Source organism: Trinickia camelliae, from assembly GCF_053525655.1.
This window is the reverse complement of record NZ_JBCHAA010000002.1, coordinates 551,979-571,211: the sequence shown is the minus strand read 5'-3', so window position 1 is coordinate 571,211 and position 19,233 is coordinate 551,979. Positions and strand designations below refer to the sequence as shown.

The 19,233-nt window shown below is 63.5% G+C and carries 15 protein-coding genes; 4 read left to right on the top strand and 11 right to left on the bottom strand.

Annotation, left to right across the window (positions count from 1 at the left end; translation table 11 throughout):
- The first annotated feature begins 10 nt into the window (after positions 1 to 10).
- Positions 11 to 2,092, top strand: coding sequence for a carbon starvation CstA family protein (locus tag AAHK20_RS06085; protein ID WP_449180540.1), 2,082 nt, complete (start codon positions 11 to 13; stop codon positions 2,090 to 2,092).
- Positions 2,093 to 2,105: 13 nt separating this feature from the next.
- Positions 2,106 to 2,309, top strand: coding sequence for a YbdD/YjiX family protein (locus tag AAHK20_RS06080; protein WP_449180539.1), 204 nt, complete (start codon positions 2,106 to 2,108; stop codon positions 2,307 to 2,309).
- Between the two features lie 81 nt (positions 2,310 to 2,390).
- Here the strand turns inward: AAHK20_RS06080 and AAHK20_RS06075 are convergent, their stop codons facing one another.
- From AAHK20_RS06075 to ispH, 8 genes are all read right to left on the bottom strand, one after another.
- On the bottom strand, positions 2,391 to 3,356 hold the full coding sequence (locus AAHK20_RS06075; RefSeq protein ID WP_449180538.1) for a DUF1177 domain-containing protein: 966 nt from the start codon (positions 3,354 to 3,356) through the stop codon (positions 2,391 to 2,393).
- Between the two features lie 110 nt (positions 3,357 to 3,466).
- Positions 3,467 to 4,609, bottom strand: a complete 1,143-nt coding sequence (locus AAHK20_RS06070; protein ID WP_449180537.1) for a porin — start codon at positions 4,607 to 4,609, stop codon at positions 3,467 to 3,469.
- Positions 4,610 to 4,818: 209 nt separating this feature from the next.
- Positions 4,819 to 5,574, bottom strand: a complete 756-nt coding sequence (gene pepE / locus AAHK20_RS06065) for a dipeptidase PepE (RefSeq protein WP_449180536.1) — start codon at positions 5,572 to 5,574, stop codon at positions 4,819 to 4,821.
- Positions 5,575 to 5,626: 52 nt separating this feature from the next.
- Complete coding sequence (locus AAHK20_RS06060; protein ID WP_449180535.1) at positions 5,627 to 6,811, bottom strand: aminotransferase class V-fold PLP-dependent enzyme; 1,185 nt, start codon at positions 6,809 to 6,811, stop codon at positions 5,627 to 5,629.
- Positions 6,812 to 6,835: 24 nt separating this feature from the next.
- Positions 6,836 to 8,458, bottom strand: a complete 1,623-nt coding sequence (locus tag AAHK20_RS06055) for an OPT/YSL family transporter (RefSeq protein WP_449180534.1) — start codon at positions 8,456 to 8,458, stop codon at positions 6,836 to 6,838.
- 56 nt (positions 8,459 to 8,514) lie between these two features.
- The gene (locus AAHK20_RS06050; protein ID WP_449180533.1) at positions 8,515 to 9,252 is read right to left on the bottom strand and encodes an IclR family transcriptional regulator; all 738 of its coding nucleotides are present in this window, start codon (positions 9,250 to 9,252) and stop codon (positions 8,515 to 8,517) included.
- A gap of 346 nt (positions 9,253 to 9,598) precedes the next feature.
- The gene (hpnH, locus tag AAHK20_RS06045; protein WP_449180532.1) at positions 9,599 to 10,750 is read right to left on the bottom strand and encodes an adenosyl-hopene transferase HpnH; all 1,152 of its coding nucleotides are present in this window, start codon (positions 10,748 to 10,750) and stop codon (positions 9,599 to 9,601) included.
- 10 nt (positions 10,751 to 10,760) lie between these two features.
- The gene (gene ispH, locus AAHK20_RS06040) at positions 10,761 to 11,705 is read right to left on the bottom strand and encodes a 4-hydroxy-3-methylbut-2-enyl diphosphate reductase (RefSeq protein WP_449180531.1); all 945 of its coding nucleotides are present in this window, start codon (positions 11,703 to 11,705) and stop codon (positions 10,761 to 10,763) included.
- A gap of 267 nt (positions 11,706 to 11,972) precedes the next feature.
- Here ispH and hpnC point away from each other — a divergent pair, with 267 nt between their 5' ends.
- Positions 11,973 to 12,839: a squalene synthase HpnC gene (gene hpnC / locus AAHK20_RS06035; RefSeq protein WP_449180530.1), complete on the top strand. Its 867-nt coding sequence runs from the start codon at positions 11,973 to 11,975 to the stop codon at positions 12,837 to 12,839.
- Positions 12,836 to 14,011 carry a glycosyltransferase gene (locus AAHK20_RS06030; RefSeq protein WP_449180529.1) on the top strand — a complete coding sequence of 392 codons (1,176 nt, stop codon included), beginning with the start codon at positions 12,836 to 12,838 and terminating at the stop codon, positions 14,009 to 14,011. The genes hpnC and AAHK20_RS06030 overlap by 4 nt, the downstream gene beginning before the upstream one ends.
- An 85-nt stretch (positions 14,012 to 14,096) precedes the next feature.
- Here the strand turns inward: AAHK20_RS06030 and AAHK20_RS06025 are convergent, their stop codons facing one another.
- The 3 genes from AAHK20_RS06025 to AAHK20_RS06015 all read right to left on the bottom strand — a co-directional run bounded on the left by AAHK20_RS06025 (position 14,097) and on the right by AAHK20_RS06015 (position 19,078).
- Complete coding sequence (locus AAHK20_RS06025) at positions 14,097 to 14,684, bottom strand: hypothetical protein (RefSeq protein WP_449180528.1); 588 nt, start codon at positions 14,682 to 14,684, stop codon at positions 14,097 to 14,099.
- An 88-nt stretch (positions 14,685 to 14,772) separates the two neighbouring features.
- Positions 14,773 to 15,783, bottom strand: coding sequence for a hopanoid-associated sugar epimerase (hpnA, locus tag AAHK20_RS06020; RefSeq protein WP_449180527.1), 1,011 nt, complete (start codon positions 15,781 to 15,783; stop codon positions 14,773 to 14,775).
- A gap of 142 nt (positions 15,784 to 15,925) precedes the next feature.
- On the bottom strand, positions 15,926 to 19,078 hold the full coding sequence (locus AAHK20_RS06015) for a sensor domain-containing protein (protein WP_449180526.1): 3,153 nt from the start codon (positions 19,076 to 19,078) through the stop codon (positions 15,926 to 15,928).
- Between the last annotated feature and the right edge of the window lie 155 nt (positions 19,079 to 19,233).

Here is a 19,233-nt window from a genome sequence, read left to right as displayed (position 1 = left end):
AGGAGACGCCATGAATCGGGCTTCCCAATTTTTAATCTGGATCGCGGTCGCGCTATTGGGCGCGTTTGCGTTCGGCACCATCGCGCTGGCGCACGGCGAGCGGGTCAGCGCGCTGTGGGTCGTGATCGCCGCGGTGTGCGTCTATTTGATCGCGTATCGCTTCTACAGCCGCTTCATCGCGAGCAAGGTTCTGCAACTTGACGGCCTGCGCATGACGCCCGCCGTCAAGCACAACGACGGCCTCGACTACGTACCGACGAACAAGTACGTGCTGTTCGGCCATCACTTCGCCGCGATTGCCGGGGCCGGACCGCTCGTCGGCCCCGTGCTGGCCGCGCAGATGGGCTATACGCCCGGCATGCTGTGGATTCTCGCGGGCGTCGTGTTCGCGGGCGCCGTGCAGGACTTCATCGTGCTCTTCATCTCATCGCGCCGCGACGGCCGTTCGCTCGGCGACCTCGTCAAGATGGAGCTCGGCACCGTGCCCGGCGTGATCGCGCTGTTCGGCGCGTTCCTCATCATGGTGATCATTCTCGCGGTGCTCGCTCTGATCGTCGTGAAGGCGCTGACCAATTCGCCGTGGGGCACGTTCACGGTTGCCGCGACGATTCCTATCGCGCTGTTCATGGGTGTCTATACGCGCTACATCCGGCCGGGCTGCATCGGCGAGGTGTCGATCATCGGCTTCGTGTTGCTGATGGCGTCGATCGTCTTCGGTCAGCATGTGCACGATTCGCCGACGCTTGCCGCATGGTTCACGTTCAACGGCACGCAGCTCACGTGGATTTTGATCGGCTATGGCTTCGTGGCTTCCGTGTTGCCGATTTGGCTGCTTTTGGCGCCGCGTGATTACCTCTCGACGTTCCTGAAGATCGGCACGATCCTTGGTCTCGCGATCGGAATTCTCGTCGTCGCGCCAGAGTTGAAGATGCCTGCCCTGACGAAGTTTGTTGACGGCACTGGACCGGTCTGGTCGGGCAATCTGTTCCCGTTCTTGTTCATCACGATTGCGTGCGGCGCCGTGTCGGGCTTCCATGCGCTGATCTCATCGGGCACGACACCCAAGATGCTCGACAACGAAACCAACGCGCGCTTCATCGGCTACGGCGCGATGCTGATGGAATCGTTCGTCGCGATCATGGCGCTTGTGGCCGCTTGCGTGATCGAGCCGGGTATCTACTTCGCGATGAATGCGCCCGCCGCCGTGCTCGGCACGACGCCGGAAGCGGTCGCGCATACCGTCTCGAGCTGGGGCTTCATGCTGACGCCCGACATGCTGACTTCGACCGCGAAGGCCGTCGGCGAAACGACGATCATCGCGCGCGCCGGCGGCGCGCCGACGCTCGCGGTCGGCATGGCGCACATCCTGCACCAAGTGATCGGCGGCGAAGCGATGATGGCGTTCTGGTATCACTTCGCAATCCTGTTCGAAGCGCTGTTCATTCTGACGGCGGTCGATGCCGGTACGCGTGCAGGCCGCTTCATGCTGCAAGACCTGCTCGGTACGTTCCATCCGGCGTTGAAGCGCACGGACTCGTTGCCGGCGAACCTCGCGGCGACGGCGCTGTGCGTGGCGGCGTGGGGTTACTTCCTGTATCAAGGTGTGGTCGATCCGCTCGGCGGCATCAACACGCTGTGGCCGCTGTTCGGCATCTCGAACCAGATGCTCGCGGCGATTGCGCTGACGCTTGGGACGGTGGTGCTCTTCAAGATGAAGCGCGACCGGTTCGCCTGGGTCACGCTGGTGCCGACGGTGTGGCTGCTGATCTGTACGCTGACGGCCGGCTGGCAGAAGATTTTCGACGCGAATCCGAAGGTGGGCTTCCTTGCCCATGCGGCGAAGCTTTCGGCCGCGGCTGAGGCTGGGACGGTTGTGGGGCCCGCCAAGTCGATCGAGCAGATGCAGCGTGTGATTTTCAACGACTATATCGATGCGGCGCTTGCGGGACTGTTCATTTTCGTCGTGTTGAGCATGGTGGTGTATGGCGTGATTGCGGTGATGCGCGCGCGCCGTGCCGATCGGCCGACTTCGAGCGAGACGCCGTTTGAAGCGATGCCGGCGGATCAGGCGGCTGCGGTTACGGTTCACTGATGAGAGGCCCGCGATGTTTTCCAATCTTAGCGAAGTAAGGAACGCGGGCCGTTATCTCGGGCAGGCGCTGCGGCTGATGGTCGGGGTGCCTGACTACGAGACGTATGTCGCGCATATGCGTGCTACGCATCCGGATCGGGTTGTGATGACCTACGAGGAGTTCTTCCGCGAGCGGCAGAATGCGCGGTATGGGGCGGGGGCGGGGAAGTGCTGTTGAAGTGACCTGACGCAGGAAGGGCGGCCATTCGCATGAATTGGCCGCCCTTTTTGTTTTCCGCTCAGCGCGAGTTACATCGCTTTACCGTTTGACTGGCGTGCCGTTAGTCTGGAACACGGAAAGATCCGGATACATCTTGCCGATCATGTCCCACTGCGCGGTCTTATAGAACGCACATTTGCCAGTGGTAAACCGCTTCGCCACTTCCACCGAAAACCGGACCGCTTCGGCCAGATCGATCTCGTGATTGGCGCTCGAATCACTGCCGCCGACCACCGACCGCGCCGTGATCGCAACACCCACCACCGGCGCTTTCGTCGCGATATGCGGCTGCATGATGCTGTTGAAGTGATCGAGGCCGTTGAGATACGGCGTGATGTCCGTCTGCGAAATCGGGAACGTCACAGCGGGTTCGCCGGTCGTCGATTCCATGATCGCGACGAGGTCAGCCGACACAGGCAGGATGTAGCCCTGCATCGCCGTCGGCGAGATCGCGAAGCCGCGATGCTTGATGATGCGATTGCCCTTGGAAGCGTCAATCGAAAGTATCGCGTCCATGTCGGCCGACACTTCGTACTTGTTCATCGTTTCGGACGAAACCGGCATACCCATGAACGCAACGCCGTTGTTTTCCGACACCGACACGTCCGTCGAAATATGCGTGGTGACGATCACGTCGCCGGGCAGATCATCGCCGTTCTTCTTCATATCCGCGAGCTTGAGCGCGGTGGCGATCGAAGCGATCGGACCGTCGGCGTCCGACACCATCCCGATGATCGCCGGGCGTCCGCCGATCGCGCCGTTGCGCCCGATCACGCCGAGCGTCGGCGATGCGCCGCGCTTCGTCTTGCCGCTCGTGCCGGGGATCAGAATCGAAACGAAGTCGGTCTTCTTGTTCGTGTCTTCCGGCGGTTCGTCGTTGACCGTCGTGACCGTGACCGTCACGCCAAGCTCCTTATACGGGGCGAACATATTGACGATCGTCGCTCCGTTGACCTTTGCGCTATCCAGCGCTTCGTAGACTTTGAGCGTTTGAGAGAGTGCCATGCAAAGCTCCTTTTTCTGGTTGGGAAACCGCTTGGTGCAGAGTAGTGCGGAGCGCCAAGCGGGTGCGGCTCAAATAAGCTTGGCCGGCGCGACGCCGCGCCGGCAATGGATCAGAACGAGTGACGCAGACCGAGCAGCGCCGAAACCTGGCTGTTGCCGCCGTTGAGCGGTTGTCCGCTTGCTGCGCTCGCGCCGGTCGTCGAATTGCCGAACAGCCCCGACCAGCTGCCGCCGACCCAGTCGTAGGCTGCGGCGAGGTAGATATCGGTACGCTTGCTGAGGTTGTAGTCGGCCACGCCGTAGGCGGTGGTGCGCGTGCCGTTGAAGTTGTCGGCGTGGGTGCGGTTGCTCATTACGCTGGCCGTCAGCGAGAAGGGCGGCGTGACCCGATACGAGGCGCCGACGGTGAAGAAGTCGTCGCGGCGAGGGGTGTTGAATACGATGCCCATTGAGACCGACCTGTCCAATGGAGTCGACATGCTGGTGATCGAACCGAAATCCTGTCCGCCGTTCGTCACGTCGAAGCCCGCATCGCGGTCGCTGTGCAGGTAATTCGCGAACAGGTTGACGGGCCCTGCCGTCGCTTTCAAGCCTGCCATATAGATGCGCGCGCGGCGGCTTTGCGTGTCACGCGTCTGCTGAGCGTCACCCACCACTGTGATAGGCCCCGACGCATACTTCACGCCCAGCGATGCGGACGAACGCGCGCGAGAATCGCCCGCAAAGCCGCCCATCGCGTATTGAGCGATGACCTGCACCGGGCCGTACCCGCCTGTATAGCTGATCGAGTTGTCGTAGCGCTGGCCTGTGAGATAGACCATCCACGAGTTTGTCGGCGCCGCACCGACGCCGAGCGGATCGACGTAGTACAGCATCGTATTGGCTGTCGTGTATTGACGGCCGAGTGCGAGATCGCCGTACTGCTGGTGACCGAGCTTCACGAAGGCCTGACGGCCGAATAGCTGGCCTTGCTGATCGAGGCGGCCGTTGTTCGCCAGGAAACCGTTTTCGAGCGTAAAGCCGGCGCGCCATCCGTTGCCCAGGTCTTCGTTGCCCTTGAAGCCGAACCGGCTACCCGAGAGAAAGCCTTCGTTACCCTGTTGCATGCCGAATGTGGAATCGCCGTTAGGGTTGGTGTGAGTTTGATAGCTGAGCGCGGTATCGATGAAGCCATAAAGCGTGACGCTCGATTGCGCAAACGACGCGCCAGGCACGCTCATCAGCAATGCCAATCCCGCGTAGAACTTTTTCATGATGATCTCCCTTTGTGATATTCCCAGCAACGTAGACAGGTTGTTAGGTATGCGATGTATTTGGTTTAGTGTTAGTGCTGCTGTCCGTTGCGGCAAAGGAAGGGCTTGGGGGCGTGCTTGACGCACGCTCCCAAGCCAATTCATCAGCGGGATTTACAGCAGGCAGGCGGTCGCGAGCCCTCTACCGACAGACAGACCGCCCCGGCGGTTTAGACGCGGAAGTCCGGCCAGTTCGCGAAGTCCGCGGGGCCCGTGATGCGCGAAAGCGGGAACGTCTCACCCTCGGCGATCTTGGAGACGGCGTCCTTGCCCGTGAAATGCAATGCGCCGCGTTCGCCCAGCACCGTGCCGTTCATGCCATCCGAATAGAGCGCGGAGCCTTCCGGCAAGGCGAACACCTGCTCGGGCGCGTTGATCTCGAGGAACTCGGCAAGCCGCTCCTCGCGGCTCTCGCCGTTGTGCCCAACGGGCTTGCCGCTGATGAAATGCGGATTGATCTGGAACGGCACGAGGCCGATTGCGCGCAGCGTCGGTGGCTGGACGATCGGCATGTCGTTGGTCGTGCGGACCGTCGGGCACGCAACGTTGCTGCCGGCGCTCCAGCCCACGTACGGTGTGCCTACGCGCACCTTCGCGCGGATCGCATCGACGATATCGGCCTCGTACATGCGCTTGAGCAGCGCGAACGTATTGCCGCCGCCCACGGCGATCGCTTCGGCCTCTTCGATCGTCTTGCGCGGATTCGCGCTGTGATGGATCGATTCGAGCGCGTAGCCGAGCTTTTCGAACACGGGCTTCACGATGCCCTCGTAGGTGTCGAAGCTGAACGTGACGCCCGCGAACGGCACGAAGACGATCTTGCGCGCTTCGTGTTTCAGCAGCGTATGGATTTGTTCGGTGGCGTGCTCCAGATAGCCGAGGCTGTCTTTGCGGGAGCTGCTCATCAGCAGGATGCGTTGTGTCATGGTGTCCTCTAATCCGTTAAGTGAGTTCGGTCTGCCGGATTCCGGCAAAGCCTCAAGCGATCGTCTTGCGAATCAGTTCGGCGACGCGGTCGATTTCCGCGTGCGTATTGAAATAGTGCAGCGAGACGCGCGCCATCGTCGAGACGCCATAGCGGGCGAGGATCGCATCGGCCATGAAGTTGCCGGCCTCGATGATGCAATTCTCGGCCTCCAGCGCGGCAACGATCTTCGCAGGATCGACGCCTCGCAGGTTGAACGGCACGATTCCGAGGCGACGCGCGGCGTCCTGCGGGCCGTAGAGCTCGAAGCCCGGCAGGCTCGACAAACACTCGACGGCATAGGCGGTCAGCTTGTGCACGCGCGCTTCGATGGCGACGATGCCGACCCTTTCGGCGTAGGTAAGTGCCGCGCCGAGGCCAAGGATGGCCGGCACGATCGGGCAGCCTGCCTCGAAGCGCTTCGCGCCGGCGACGAACGACAGCTCGCCGCTCGCCCGATCATAGGCGCCGTTCCACCAGCCTGCGAGTGCGGGTTCGAGTTGCTCGATATGCTTGCTCCGCACGAAGAGGAAGCCGCTGCCTTCGGTGGCGCGCAGTGCTTTGCGGCCGCAGCCGGCCAGAAAGTCGCAGTCGAGCGCGGCGACGTCCGTGCGCACCATGCCGACGCTTTGCGAGCCGTTGACGAGCGACAGCACGCGAAAGCGCCGCGCGACGGCGCAAATTTCCGCGGCCGCCTGCACGGCGCCCGTGGAGTTCGGGATGTGCGAGAACGTGACGAGCCGCGTGCGCGGCGTGATCGCCGAGGCAAACGACGCTGGCGAGAGGAGCCCTTGCGCGTCGGCTGCGACCATCTTCACGACGACGCCGTGCGTCGCTTCGAGCCGCCGCCACGGCAGCAGGTTGGAAAGCATTTCGGTATCGGCGACGAGGATTTCATCGCCGGCTTTCCAGTCGATGCCGCGCGCGACGAGCGAGATGCTTTCCGTCGCGTTTTTAGTGAACGCGATTTCGTCGGGCGCGGCGTTCAGGAAGGCCGCGAGCTGCGCGCGCACCGCTTCGACGCGCGCGTAGGTGGCTTTGCGAAACGCCGGCAGATAGATGCCGACATGGCCCGTATCGAGCAAGTACGAGCGGACTTCGTTGAGCACCGTTTCGGGCGGCAGCGAAGCGGCTGCGGTGTCGAGGTAGATCGTCGTCGCGGTGAGCGGCGTATCGGCGCGAATAGCTTGAATATCCATAGCGTATTGAGCGTTCAGTAAGCGTTACTTGTTCATCTTCGTGACGGAGCCGAAGAAGCTGAAGAGGGCGTCGCCGGCGATCACGCCGCCCGCGAAGGCGCTCATGGCGGCGACGTGGCGCGTGCCGGTCGTGCGCAGCACGATGAAGCGGATCGCGAGGCCGATGAGCACAGCCCAGCCGGCGAGTGGCGAGGCGATCAGCATCCCCGTCGAGAGCAGGATGCCGAGCTGGCGCTTGGAGCCGCCGATCAACTGCAGCAGCGCGCCGGGGATGGCCCAGAGCGCGAGGTTGCGGGCGATCTCAGGCGACGAGCCCGCTTTGATCGAAGCGGCGTAGACGCGGTCCACCGGCGGCAGCAGGTTCTGCGAAAAGAAGTGCTGATGGAACAGCACGACGACGACCCCGGCGACGGCAAAGCCGATCATCGCGGACAGGAACTGCTGCCTGCGGCCGGCCAATTCGAGCGCCGGGTTGCGGCCTTCGCCGCGCAGCAAATAGCCGGTCTTGAGGTCATAGCCCATGTCGGCGAAGGCGGGGCCCGTCGCGGCGGAGAAGCCGACCAGCACCGCGAGCGCCATCGGCGGAAAGCCGATCAGGATGCCGATCGTCAACGTGATGAGCGCGACCGCGAAGGCCGGGAACCAGCCCGAGTGCATTGCGGCGATGCCGACGATCAGCTCGTGGACGTACGCGGCGAACGCGGCATAGAGAATGAACACGATCACCATGCCCGGCGACATTTGCTCGAATGCTCCGGTCATGAGCGACAGCAGGAGAGCGATCGCCATGTAGATCACGAAGCCGCTTTTCAGCACGCGGCCGGCGCGCGCCGGTGACACTTCGTTCGTGCCCGCTTCGGAGACGCCGCGCTGGCGCGCCGCGCGGATTTCCCGCGCGACCTGGAACATCGCGACGACGCCCGCGCCGATCATGAGCCCGTGCGGCACGTAGGCCTTGGCGATATCGATGCCGGTCAAGGCCGTCGAGTAGCCGCGGATCAAAAGGCCGATGCCGAACGCGGTCAACGCCGCGAGGTTGCCGAGGAAGGCCGCGCCGAACGCCGACATCGGAATGCCGATCCACGCGCCTGCTACGCCCGCGGCGATGCCGAAGCCGAGGAACGCCGCCTTTCGGCCGCCCTGATCGCCGGCCCAAATGGCTTCGGCGGTGGCGACGCCCGCAGGCCAGCTTCCCGTGGAAGGAAACACGCGGCTGCCGAACAGGAAATAGAGCATCGCGCCGTCGACGAACATCGCGATTAGCGCACCGATCAGCATCGGCATCGCCAATTCCGGCATCCCCATCGCGTAAGGCACGCCGATCGGAATCATCAGCGAGTTGGCTGCGCCGAACGTCGCCGACGAGATCGCCGTCTGCACGAGGTTCTGACGCTCCAGCACGCGAAAGCGCCGTGCGATTTCCATCGGAATGCGCGAAAACACGATCGCGATCAGCGCGCCGATGATCGACGTATTGGCCGAAATGCCGAGCGACACGATCAGCTGCATGCCGATCATCGCCCCGAACACCGCGAGCCCGATCGACACGATCAAGAGCAGCGGTTCGAGAAAGCGAGGCGGCGTGGCGCAGGGCTCGCCTGGGTTGGCGACGACCGTCTGTTGCGGCCGTTCGTTGACGGGGTGCATTTTGTGGGGACTCCTCAGTGTTATCTCGAAATGATGGCTATGGGCGAGGTACCAAATTAAAAACGCGTTTGTCGAATGAGGCCGACTACGCCCTCGATAGTGTTCTGAGCGGTGCGCAGCGCGTCGAGCAGGCGCGGAATGGCGTCTTCGCCGAGCCGTTGCTGCGGTCCCGAAATGGCGAGCGAACCGACGACTGTCGTGCGGTCCTTCGACCACAGCGGGACGGCCAGACCGGCGACGCCGGTCGCGGTTTCGCCTTGGGTGTGCGCCCAGCCGTCGTCCCGAATTCGCGCGAGGTGCGCTTCGATCGAGGCGCCGTCCTGGCCGGCCGCCGCGTACACCTGTTGACGGAACGCCTCCGGCTGAAACGCGAGGATGGCCTTGCCGTGCGAGCCCGCGACCAGCGCGAAACGCTGGCCGAGTTCGATCGAAAAGCGCAGTTCGTGCTGACTCTGGACGATGTCCACGCACAAGCCGTCATGCCCGTCGAGCCACGAGAGGAACACGGTTTCGCCGCTTTGCTGCGCGAGCCGGTCGAGCGCGGGCTGGACCACTTCGGACGGAGAGAACGCCTTGCGGGCCACCTCGCCCATTTCGAACCAGCGCAGGCCGAGCGAATAGCGGCCTATCTCGTCCTGCACGAGGAAGCCGCTTTCCGCGAAGGTCGCGAGAACGCGATGCACGACGGCATGGTGCACGCCGGACGCCTTTGCGAGCTCCCGCACGCCCCAGACGGGCTGGCGCGCGGTGAAGTACGTCATCAGTTGAAGGGCGCCGCTTAGGCTTTTGAGCATGGCTACGTGCTGTTTTGAGTCTGTCTCGATATGGGAGACAGTGTCTCTAATATTAAGTGAGGGGCAAGTGTGAATGCTCTGACATAAAGCAAGCTATTAGGGTTAACTCGGTGCAACCGGGAAGGGAAAAGTGAGGAGATTCGGGAGCGCTGCGGGGTACATCAAAGGGCCAGATTGCTATGCCCCGTGGATATTGGATCTGCGAATGAGATCCGGAAAATTGCTTGTGTGCGCGGCATTTATCCCAAAAAGGCGAGCCGCTCAAATATAAAAAAGGGGCGCAACAGTATGACCTGTTGCGCCCCTTATCTCATTGCGCTCGAAACGAAGCGAGCGCTTCAACTGCTCAATGTGCTGCGACCGTCTGCGCTTTCTTCGCGCCCTTGGAGCGCCCGATTTCCTCGAGCTTGATCTCGACGTGCCGCGAGAACACGTATTCAGCAGGACGCTGCTTGTCGAGCGGGATGTCCTTTACGAATTCGCCTTCGGTCTTCGGACCGCGCAGCGCGACACCCAGCGCCTTCAGCGGATGCGCGACGGTATCCATCACCGCCGTCGCCTCGAAGCCGCAGTGGACCATGCAGTCCGCGCACTTCTCGTAGTTGCCGGTGCCGTACTTGTCCCAGTCGGTCGTCTCCATCAGTTCCTTGAAGGTCTTCACATAGCCTTCGCCGACCAGATAGCACGGCTTTTGCCAGCCGAACACCGTGCGCGCCGGGTTGCCCCACGGCGTGCATTCGTAAGTCTGGTTGCCCGCGAGGAAGTCGAGGAACAGGCCCGACTGGCTGAACGACCAGTTCTTGCCGTTGTTGCCGCGCTTGAAGATCTCGCGGAACAGTTGCTTGGTCTTGTCGCGATTCAGGAAGTGCTGCTGATCCGGTGCGCGTTCATAGGCATAGCCCGGCGACACCGTGATGCCGTCGACGCCGATCGGCTTCAACGTATCGAAGAACGCGGCGACGCGTTCGGGAATGGCATCGTTGAACAGGGTGCAGTTGATGTTGACGCGGAAACCGCGGCGCTTCGCTTCGCGGATCGCGGCGACCGCCTTGTCGTAGACGCCTTCCTGCGACACCGAGTGATCGTGCATCTGCTGATCGCCATCGAGGTGCACTGACCAGACGAAATACGGGCTCGGCTCGTAGTCGTCCATCTTCTTTTCCATCAGGAGCGCGTTCGTGCACAGGTAGACGAACTTCTTGCGCTTGATGATGCCCTTGACGATCTGCGGCATTTCCTTGTGCAAGAGCGGTTCGCCGCCGGCGATCGAAACGACCGGCGCGCCGCACTCATCGACCGCGCCCAGGCACTCTTCGAGCGACAGGCGCTGGTTCAGGATGGGGTCCGGGTAATCGATCTTGCCGCAGCCATTGCAGGCGAGATTGCAGCGGAAGAGCGGCTCGAGCATGAGCGCGAGCGGGTAGCGCTTATTGCCGGAGAAGTGCTGGCGAAAGATATAGGAGCCAACACGAACTTTTTGTAGAAGCGGAATAGACAAGGTGTGCTCCTTAGACTTCGCGCGCGACGGCTGGCTCGGCCAGCTTCGACGGCAGCTTGAATTCAACTTTTTCTTCACGGCCCGACATCGTCGTGACTTCGACGGACCCCAAGGCGCGCAGCGCATTGATGACGTGTTCGACCATTTCCTCCGGCGCCGACGCACCGGCCGTGATGCCGACCGTCTGCGCCGCGGCAAACCATTCCGGCTTCACTTCCGAGCCGTCCGCGACGAGGTAGCTCGGCACGCCGCTTTCGGTGCCGATCTCGCGCAGGCGATTCGAGTTCGAGCTGTTGGTCGCGCCAACCACCAGCAGCACGTCGACCTGCTTCGAGAGTTCGCGCACCGCGGCTTGGCGGTTTTGCGTCGCGTAGCAGATGTCGCGCGTATCCGGGCCGACGATATCCGTGAAGCGGCGCATCAGCGCTTCGATGATGCCGCGCGTATCGTCGACCGACAGCGTGGTCTGCGTCACGTACGCGAGCGGCGTATCGTCGGCGAGGGGCAGCGTCGCCACTTCCGCCTCGCTTTGCACGAGCAGCACTTGGCCGGGAATCTGGCCGATCGTGCCTTCGACTTCCGGGTGCCCCGCGTGGCCGATCAGGATCAGCGTGCGGCCGGCTGCGACGTACTGGCGGCCTTGCACGTGCACTTTCGTCACGAGCGGGCAGGTGGCGTCGAGCACGTCGAGACCGCGTTGTTCGGCATCGCGCTCGACGCTTTGCGCCACGCCATGCGCGCTGAAAATCGCCACGGCGCCATGCGGCACCTCGTCGAGTTCTTCGACAAAGCGGGCGCCTTTGCTGCGCAGGTTTTCGACGACGTGCCGGTTGTGAACAATTTCATGGCGCACATAAACGGGTGCACCGTGTCGTTGCAGCGCACGATCCACGATCTCGATCGCGCGGACGACCCCCGCACAAAAGCCGCGGGGCTGAGCAAGGATGACTCGCATATGTTTGGGAACTCCGACTGACGCGGGGTCTCGAAAACAAGCCGGTTGCCACGACTGTATCGCCCCGAATCCAGGTATGTAGAAAGCGGGGCGCAATCCCGTAAACCGAATCCAAACGCGCATTCTACCGCTATCGGGTCTCGCGCGCTTTAATGGGGTCGTCGGCCATTTGCAAGCAGTCGTTTCCTCACGTGCAACGACGGCCTGGAACCCAGTAAACTACTGGGCCGAAAGCGAATCTTTCGCTTGCATTACGGAATTTGCAGTATGGAAGTCGATCCCTACGAAAACGATCCGGTCGCGCGCTTTTTGCTGCCGAAGGCGCTGCGCGCGCCGGCCGCCGTGATTTACCACTTTGTGCGCACCGCTGCCGAAATTGCCGGCGAAGGCAGCGGCAGTCCCGCCGGGCGGCACGCCCGTCTGGCCGACTTCCGCGCCGGGCTGGATGCGGCCGCGAATGGCCGTCCCGCCGCCGTTCACCCGCTCTTGTTCGAAAAAGTGGCTGTCGTGTCCGCGCAACATGGTTTGCCGCTGGCGCCGTTCTACGACCTTGTCGCGTCGTTCGAACAGGACATCGACACCACCCGCTACGGCAACCGCGCCGCGCTCGCCGAATACTGCAACCGCTCGGCGAACCCGATCGGGCATCTGCTGCTGCACCTGATCGGCGCCGCCACCCCCGCCAACCTCGCCGATTCCGACGCGATCTGCACGTCGCTGCAACTCATCAATTTGTGGCAGGACGTGGCGCTCGACTGGAAAAACGGGCATCTATATTTGCCGCTCGCCGATCTCGGGCGCTTTGGCGTGACCGAGTCGCAGATCGCGCGCGGCACGTGCAACGACGCGTGGCGTGCGCTGATGGCTCATGAGGTTGCTTACGCGCGTTCCCTGATGGTGCGCGGCGCGCCGCTCGCACGGCGCCTGCCGGGGCGCTTCGGCCTCGAGTTGTGCAGCGTCGTGCAAGGCGGCCTGCGTGTCCTCGAGCGCATCGAGCAGGCCGACTACGACGTGTTTCGCCATCGCCCCGTGCTGGAAACGCTCGATTGGTGCATCATCGCGGCGCGCACGGCGAAAATGCGTCTGTTTGGCAGCGTCGGCGTAAGCGCACTTTCGTTCGAGGGCCACGCATGACCGTCGCAATTCTATTTTTGTTGTCCGCCATATCGCTTCTGATCTGGTGTGTGCTGTTGTTTGCCCGCGGCGGTTTCTGGCGTACGCGTCCGGCGCCGCCGCTGCCGATCGGGTCGCGCGACGCGTGGCCGGCTGTCGCCGCCGTCGTGCCCGCGCGCAACGAAGCGGACGTGATCGGCAAGGCCGTCTCGACGCTGATCTCGCAGAACTATCCGGGCGCGTTCCATGTGATCGTCGTCGACGATCACAGCACCGACGGCACCGCCGATGCCGCGCGTGCCGCCGCGCTGTCGCTGCAGCGGCCCGAGCGGCTGACGGTGCTGACCGCGAAGCCGCTGCCCGCCGGCTGGTCGGGCAAGGTTTGGGCACAGTCGCAAGGTATCGAAGCGGTGAAGTCGCTCGGTCTGCCGGCCGATTACCTGCTGCTTACCGACGCCGACATCGGACACCCCGCCGACGCCGTCACGCAACTCGTTGCGCGCGCAACCGAAGAGAAGCGCGATCTGGTCTCGCTGATGGTGCGGTTGCGCTGCGATTCGTTCTGGGAGAAGGCGCTGATCCCGGCGTTCGTGTTCTTCTTCGCGAAGCTGTATCCGTTCTCGTGGGTCAACAATCCGCGCAACAAGACTGCCGCTGCGGCCGGCGGCTGCATGCTCGTGAAGCGTACGGCGCTCGAAGAAGCGGGCGGCATCGAATCGATCCGCGGCGAATTGATCGACGATTGCAGCCTGGCGAACCGGATCAAGCATCGCGGTGAGGGGCGTCATCCGATCCGGCTCGATGTCGCTGCGCAGAGCGTGTCGCTGCGTCCGTATGACAACTGGCGCGAGATCTGGAACATGATCGCGCGCACCGCGTTCACGCAGCTGCGCTACTCGCCGTGGCTGCTGCTGGGCACGCTGATCGGCATGACGCTGATTTATCTGGTGCCGCCGGTCGTTGCGCTCGCGCTCGGTCCGTACGGATGGCCGGCGTGGCTCGCATGGGCCGCGATGTGCTGCGCGTATGCGCCGATGCTGCGCTACTACGGCCGCTCGCCGCTGTGGGCGCCGGTGCTGCCGCTGATCGCGTTGTTCTATGTCGGTGCGACGGTGGGGTCCGCGGTGCGCTATTGGCGCGGCAAGGGCGGTCAGTGGAAGGCGCGTGTGCAGGCGCCGGTGCAGGAACGGTAAGCCGAGGGGTAAGCCGCAAGCGCCGCAGACGTTTTGCGGCCGATCAAGCGGCGGCGCGCAATGCGCTGCCGCCGTTTCAAAAACATCAACGCTGCGTCAGCATCATATAGAGCTGAATCGCCATATCCGGCGAGAACGTAAAGGGCACCCAGCCGTGGCCCGTGTGGCGCAGCACCAAGAGACGATCGCCGTTCGATTGCTTCTGCACGGCCATCATCGGATTCTTCGTCGACACGAAACGCCAGCCAGGCGGCAGGCCCGTCGGGGGTTCCGGGAGCATCGACGCGCGCGCGTTCGCCAGTTCTTCGATCAGTTGCCCCACCTGTTCCGGATGCAACGAAACCGACTTCCCGCCGATAGTCAGCACGATCTCGTTTTGCGCCGGGCGCGCGACATGCAGCGCGGGTTTTTCGTCGACGGTTTCGACGGCATTCGCCGTTTCGCTAACGGGTGCATCGGCGACGGGAGCGGCCGCATTATCAGCAGCCGGTTGAGCGGATGCCGCTGCAGCTTGCATCGTTTCGCTGGAGTCGGCGCTTGTGACCGGCGCGTCCGCGGACGCGCGTTCAGCCGAGGCTTCGTGCGCCGCGTGTTGAGCGAGTGCGGCTTGAATGAGCTGGGTGAGCTGATCGACACCCGTTTCGAGCGCGCCGATCTGTTCTTGGAGGTTCATGCGAGGCTTCTCTACGTAAGACTCGCGATTTTACTCGCTGCGCGCGAGCTGTGACCGAACCGGCGCGTTCACAGGTTGTAACAAATCTTCACTTCTTCAAGTACCCCGCTTGCCGGAACCAGTCGAGCGCATCGCGCAAGCCCTCGCGATACGGCCGCGCGCGATAGCCCAGCTCGCGTTCCGCCTTCGCCGACGTGAAGTACATTTTGTTCTTCGACATCTTGAGTCCGTCGACGGTCACGAACGGCTCGCGCTTCGTGATCTTCGCGACCGCTTCCGCACCTACCGCGAGCGGATAGAGCGGCCAGCGCGGCAGGCTGATCGTCGGCGGCTTGCGGCCCGTGAGCGTGGCGATGTCGGCGAGCATCTGTTGCAGCGGCAGGTTCTCGCCGCCGAGGATGTAGCGCTCGCCGATGCGTCCGTGTTCGAGCGCGAGGAAGTGGCCGGCGGCGACGTCGTCGACGTGCACGAGGTTCAGCCCCGTATCGACGAACGCCGGAATCTTGCCGAGCGCGGCCTCGACGATGATGCGGCCGGTTGGCGTCGGTTTCACGTCGCGCGGGCCGATCGGCGTCGACGGATTGACGATCACGGCGGGCAGGCGGTCGCGCTCGATCATCCGTTCGACCGCGCGCTCGGCGAGCACCTTGCTGCGCTTGTAGACGCCGATCGCGTTCTCGGCTGTGAGCGGCGCGGTTTCATCGGCGGAATTTCCGGAGCTCGTGACCTTGAGTGTCGCGACGCTGCTCGTGTAGACGATGCGCTCGACGCCCTCGGCGAGCGCCGCGCGCATCGTCGCTTCGGTGCCTTCGAGGTTCGCGCGTTCGATCTCGGCGGGGTCGGGGGCCCACAGGCGATAGTCGGCGGCGACGTGAAGCAGATAGCGCACGCCGCGCAGGGCGGCGCGCATCGACGCTTCGTCGCGCATGTCGCCGACGGCGATTTCCGCGTCGAGGTCTTCGAGGTTCTTGCGCGGGCTCGTCGCGCGCACCAGCACGCGGACGGCGAAGCCCTTTTGTTGCGCGATGCGCGCGACGGCCGAGCCGACAAAGCCGGACGCGCCGGTGACGAGAACGAGGTCTCGCGATTGATCTGCCATGGGTTCCTCGGAATTGCGACTGACGACGGCGTACGCGGTGTGGGCCGCGTGCGCCGTTTTGAATGTTGCGCGATTTTACTTGCCCCGAGGAATGCGAGGGCGCGGGATAGGGTCAGCGAACGACACCGCAATCAAAACGGCCTCAGCTGTACTCCAGCACCCCTTCATTGAAGCTCTGAATAAACGCATGCGCATCCGCCGCGCCCATCGGCCGCGCGAAGCGATATCCCTGCACGAAGCCGCATCCATGGCGGCGCAGGAACGCGAGTTGGTCGTCGGTCTCGACGCCTTCGGCCACGACCTTGAATCCAAGCGCGCGGCCAAGCGACAGAATCGCGCGCGTGATCACTTCGTCCTCGCGGTGCACGCCGATGCCGCGCACGAACGACATGTCGAGCTTCAGACGGTCCGCATGGAACGTGCGGATATAGGAAAGGCTCGAGTAGCCGGTGCCGAAATCGTCGATGGCGATATCGACGCCGGTCGCGCGGATCGCGCGCAGCATTTCGATCGACCCGTAGGCCATCAGCGCGCCCTCGGTGATCTCGACTTCGAGCAGCGACGGCGACAAGTCCGCACGCGTCAACGCGCGCTCGATCACGCGCAGGATGTCGCCGCGCGCAAATTGCCGCGGCGAGATGTTCACCGACATCCGCAACCCCGGCAGCGTCGACTGCCACGCCTGCGCCTGGTAGCACGCCTGCTGCATCACCCATTCGCCGATCGGCACGATCAGGCCGTTTTCCTCGGCGATCGGAATGAAGGTGGCGGGGCTCACCGGGCCGAGTTCCGCGTCGCGCCAGCGCAAGAGCGCTTCGACGCCCGTCACGCGGTTCGATTGCAAATCGACTTGCGGCTGATAGTCGAGCCGGAATTCGCCGTTTGCAAGCGCGGCGCGCATGCGGCGCGACAGCGCGAGCCGTTCGTCGGCGACGCGGCCGAGTTCCGGCTCGAACTTCAGCACTGCGTTGCGGCCGTTCGATTTCGCGCGGTACATCGCGAGGTCCGCGCGGCGCAACAGCGTTTCGCCATCGGCGCCGTCGGACGGAAAGCTCGCGATGCCGACGCTCGTCTCGACGTAGAACTCGGTGTCGTCGATCCACACCGGCCGCGAGAATGCGTGCGAGACGCGCGCGAGCACGTCGGTCAGGCGGTCGGTCGCTTCTTGCTCGACGATCACCATCACGAACTCGTCGCCGCCGTAGCGCGCCACGGTATCCGACGTGCCGACGCAATCGGCCAGGCGTTGCGCGATCTCGCGCAGCAGCCGGTCGCCGATGCCGTGGCCGAGGCTGTCGTTGACGTCCTTGAAATGATCGACGTCCATGAAGATCAGCGACACGCGCGTGCCGCGCAAGCCACCGTGCTTGATCGCGTGAGCGAGCCGCTCGTTCAGGAGCGAGCGGTTCGGCAGCGCGGTGAGCGCATCGAAATTCGCCTGATGGCGCAGCATGTCGCGCGATTGCACGAGTTCGGTGACGTCGTTGACGACGCTGATGTGATGCGTGATCTGTCCGTTTTCGTCGCGCACCGGCGCGATATAGAGCTGATTCCAGAACAGCGTGCCGTCGCGCCGGTAATTGCGCACGAGCGTCGTCACTTCGCGCTCGTCGGCGAGCGCGCGGCGGATCGATTCGATGCCCGGCTGGTCGCGATCGTTGCCTTGCAGGAAGCGGCAATCGGAGCCGATGACCGCATCGGTCCGGTAGCCCGTGATGCGCTCGAATGCGGGGTTCGCGTATTCGATCAGATTACCCTTGTCGGTCGCGCGCGTGATCAGCACGGCGTTGACGATCGCGTCGAGCGCGCGGCTGCGCAGGCGCAGCGCCAGTTCGACGTCCTTGCGCTCGGTGATGTCTTCGTAAGTCGCGAGCAGGCCGATGACATCGTTGCGCACGTTCTTGAGCGGCACCTTGGTCTTTCGATACCAGCGCCAGTTGTCGCCCGCCGCCGGCGCGAATTCTTCGTACGCATGCAACGGCTTGCCGCTCGCGATCACTTCGCTGTCGCGCATGCGCGCCACCGACGCGAAGTTGTGCCAGGGCAGATCGTAGTCGGTGAGGCCGGTGATCTTCGAGGCGTCGGCGATGCCGACGTCGTCCGCGAACGCGCGGTTGCAGCCGAGGTAGTGAGAGCGCGTGTCCTTCCAGAAAATGCGTTGCGGCACGCTGTCGATCACCGCTTCGAGCATCTGCTTCGATTGCTGAAGCGCTTCCTTGGCCTGTTCCTTTTCGGTGACGTCGACCGCGACGACGAAGCACGCGTGGCGATTCGCGTGATGCAGAAAGTGGAAGGTCGGTTCGACGAAAAAGCGCGTGCCGTTCTTCTTCACGTGGCGGCGCACGCCGGTCGTGCCGCTGACCGCTTCGGGCGACGCCACGAACGTCGCAAAGCGTGCGAGAAATTCGTCGACGTCTCCGGCGGGCCGCAGCTTGGCGATGCTGAGGCCCTCGAATTCGTCGCGCGAATAGCCGTAGAGGCGCACGGCGGCATCATTGGCGGCCGCGACCGTCGCCGTGTCGACGTCGTAGATCAGCATCGGCAGCGGATGCTCTTCGAAATACTCGCGAAAGCGCGCCTCGCCTTCCTCGGCGACGATGCGCACGCGCGCGCGCTCGAGCCCGAGACGGTGATTCGCAAGAAAACCGTAGACGAGCAGCACGAACGCCGCCGCGGCGGCTGCCGCGAACGCGATGCGCTCGGAGGTGAGGCGGCGCGCGGCAAGACTTGCGCGGGCGCTGGTGGAGAGTTGGCTGGCCGGGTCGAGCGAGGCGACGCCGATGGCGAGGCGGTGCCGCGTCTCGTTGACTTCGCCGAGCGCCTGCCGCTCGAGGAAGACGGTGTCGCCCTGGGTGCTCGCGGTGAGCGTCGTCTGGGCGAGCTGGCGTTGCCATTGGTTGGTCGCTTCGCGCAACGCGTCGATATCGCGCGCGCGTTGCGGGTCTTTGGCGAAAGCGTCGGAAAGATCGCTGAAATAGCGCGTGGCGCGTTCGAGCCGCTGGACTGTCCACGGCACGGCGTGCGAAGCGGGGTTGTCGAGCAAGCGCAGAAAGTCGGCATCTGCTTCGGCGTAAAGCGATTCGAGTCCCTCGACGTCGTCGCGCACGTGCAGCACCTGCGTCAGCTGCGCGTCCGCCACTTCGCGCGCGGCGAAGATCTGGCTTGCGGAAAACGCGACCATGCCAACGGCAAAAGCGCACAACGCGACCGTCAGAATGGTCGTGTTGTGTTCTTCGAACCAGCTTTTGACCATCCGGATGCGGTTGACACCTACCGCGTGGTCTTGTGCAGCCACCGTGAAGTCCCCCCGCGCGATCGATAACAAGATGCGTAAACTGTTTACGACCGCCGCTTTGATTTACTTAAGTGCTAGCCGAGATTACTTTTGCTTTTACGTTTGCGTCTTTCTTGATTAGATTGATGCGGCTGCTTTCTTTGTATTAATTGCTC

Bases quoted from the DNA above. Each gene is read 5' to 3' on its own strand.
- AAHK20_RS06085 (WP_449180540.1), top strand. From the start codon at position 11: ATGAATCGGGCTTCCCAATTTTTAATCTGGATCGCGGTCGCGCTATTG.
- AAHK20_RS06080 (WP_449180539.1), top strand. From the start codon at position 2,106: ATGTTTTCCAATCTTAGCGAAGTAAGGAACGCGGGCCGTTATCTCGGG.
- AAHK20_RS06075 (WP_449180538.1), bottom strand. From the start codon at position 3,356: ATGGCACTCTCTCAAACGCTCAAAGTCTACGAAGCGCTGGATAGCGCA.
- AAHK20_RS06070 (WP_449180537.1), bottom strand. From the start codon at position 4,609: ATGAAAAAGTTCTACGCGGGATTGGCATTGCTGATGAGCGTGCCTGGC.
- pepE (WP_449180536.1), bottom strand. From the start codon at position 5,574: ATGACACAACGCATCCTGCTGATGAGCAGCTCCCGCAAAGACAGCCTC.
- AAHK20_RS06060 (WP_449180535.1), bottom strand. From the start codon at position 6,811: ATGGATATTCAAGCTATTCGCGCCGATACGCCGCTCACCGCGACGACG.
- AAHK20_RS06055 (WP_449180534.1), bottom strand. From the start codon at position 8,458: ATGCACCCCGTCAACGAACGGCCGCAACAGACGGTCGTCGCCAACCCA.
- AAHK20_RS06050 (WP_449180533.1), bottom strand. From the start codon at position 9,252: ATGCTCAAAAGCCTAAGCGGCGCCCTTCAACTGATGACGTACTTCACC.
- ispH (WP_449180531.1), bottom strand. From the start codon at position 11,705: ATGCGAGTCATCCTTGCTCAGCCCCGCGGCTTTTGTGCGGGGGTCGTC.
- hpnC (WP_449180530.1), top strand. From the start codon at position 11,973: ATGGAAGTCGATCCCTACGAAAACGATCCGGTCGCGCGCTTTTTGCTG.
- AAHK20_RS06030 (WP_449180529.1), top strand. From the start codon at position 12,836: ATGACCGTCGCAATTCTATTTTTGTTGTCCGCCATATCGCTTCTGATC.
- AAHK20_RS06025 (WP_449180528.1), bottom strand. From the start codon at position 14,684: ATGAACCTCCAAGAACAGATCGGCGCGCTCGAAACGGGTGTCGATCAG.
- hpnA (WP_449180527.1), bottom strand. From the start codon at position 15,783: ATGGCAGATCAATCGCGAGACCTCGTTCTCGTCACCGGCGCGTCCGGC.